The sequence below is a fragment of the Ruegeria sp. AH12 genome (assembly GCF_056541465.1).
Genome location: NZ_JBQFYL010000063.1, coordinates 1 through 1,283, shown reverse-complemented (window position 1 = coordinate 1,283; position 1,283 = coordinate 1). Strand labels below are relative to the sequence as shown.

Annotated in this window: 1 protein-coding gene; it reads left to right on the top strand. The window is 58.9% G+C overall.

Annotation, left to right across the window (positions count from 1 at the left end):
• Positions 1 to 1,176 (top strand): elongation factor Tu (gene tuf / locus ACR0EL_RS21590; RefSeq protein WP_170531293.1); only part of this gene is annotated, 1,176 nt, incomplete at its 5' end.
• Positions 1,177 to 1,283 lie beyond the last annotated feature (107 nt).

Here is a 1,283-nt window from a genome sequence, read left to right as displayed (position 1 = left end):
ATGGCAAAGGAAAAGTTTGAGCGTACAAAACCGCACGTCAACATCGGCACGATTGGGCATGTTGACCATGGTAAGACCACGCTGACCGCAGCGATCACCAAGTATTTCGGTGACTTCAAAGCGTATGACCAGATTGACGGTGCGCCGGAAGAGAAAGCGCGCGGCATCACCATCTCGACCGCCCACGTGGAATACGAGACCGACAACCGCCACTATGCGCATGTCGACTGCCCCGGCCACGCCGACTACGTCAAGAACATGATCACCGGTGCCGCCCAGATGGACGGCGCGATCCTGGTTGTGAACGCTGCTGACGGCCCGATGCCGCAGACGCGTGAGCACATCCTGCTGGGCCGCCAGGTTGGCATCCCGAAGATGGTCGTGTTCATGAACAAAGTTGACCAGGTTGACGACGAAGAGCTGCTGGAACTGGTGGAAATGGAAATCCGCGAACTGCTGTCTTCGTATGAATACCCCGGTGACGATATTCCGATCATCGCAGGTTCGGCTCTGGCCGCGATGGAAGGCAACAACCCGGAAATCGGCGAAGAGAAAATCAAGGAACTGATGGCGGCTGTTGATGAGTATATCGACACCCCCGAGCGTGCTGTTGACCAGCCGTTCCTGATGCCGATCGAAGACGTGTTCTCGATCTCGGGCCGTGGTACCGTTGTGACTGGTCGTGTTGAGCGTGGCGTGATCAACGTTGGCGACGAGATTGAAATCGTCGGCATCCGTGACACCAGCAAAACCACCTGCACCGGCGTTGAAATGTTCCGCAAGCTGCTGGACCGCGGTGAAGCAGGCGACAACATCGGCGCCCTGCTGCGTGGTGTGGATCGTGACGGCGTTGAGCGTGGCCAGGTTCTGTGTAAGCCCGGCTCGGTGACCCCGCACACCAAGTTCGAAGCCGAAGCCTATATCCTGACCAAGGAAGAGGGTGGCCGTCACACGCCGTTCTTCGCGAACTACCGTCCTCAGTTCTACTTCCGTACAACTGACGTGACCGGCACCGTGACCCTGGCGGAAGGCACCGAGATGGTCATGCCTGGCGACAACGTGTCGTTCGGCGTTGAGCTGATCGCGCCGATCGCGATGGAGCAAGGCCTGCGCTTCGCGATCCGCGAAGGCGGCCGCACCGTCGGCGCCGGCGTCGTGTCGAAAATCACTGAGTAAGGCGCGCTTGCCGACGGGTTGCGGCAGGCGATTTTCCAAAGGAAAATCTGCCGAGAGCAACTCGGTTGAACTTAAGAAGGCCGTCCCAAAAAGGGGCGGCCTTTTCG